Below are 285 nucleotides of genomic sequence, written 5' to 3'. Positions count from 1 at the left end.
TCTAGCAAGGATAGTTAGTGAAGATTCCCAACTATCACCGGCGGGCTTGCTCAGAAACAGTAAGTCTAGCAAGGATAGTTAGTGAAGATTCCCAACGATAGTTGGCACCCCGCATATCGGATACTAAGTCTAGCAAGGATAGTTAGTGAAGATTCCCAACGGTTTTTGAGGGTGCCGTCCGTACATTTTAAGTCTAGCAAGGATAGTTAGTGAAGATTCCCAACCGAGTTGCCGTATGAACAGGTATCCCCTTAAGTCTAGCAAGGATAGTTAGTGAAGATTCCC

At 44.9% G+C, this 285-nt stretch carries 1 CRISPR repeat array.

Annotated features, from left to right (window positions below):
- Position 1: 1 nt before the first annotated feature.
- Positions 2 to 285: direct repeats of the CRISPR family, unit length 28 nt; unit sequence CTAGCAAGGATAGTTAGTGAAGATTCCC.

This window comes from Rothia sp. HMSC036D11 (assembly GCF_001814205.1).
Taxonomy (GTDB): Bacteria; Actinomycetota; Actinomycetes; order Actinomycetales; family Micrococcaceae; genus Rothia; species Rothia dentocariosa.
The sequence above is the reverse complement of the archived record's forward strand: the minus strand, read 5'-3'. Positions and strand labels throughout refer to the sequence as shown.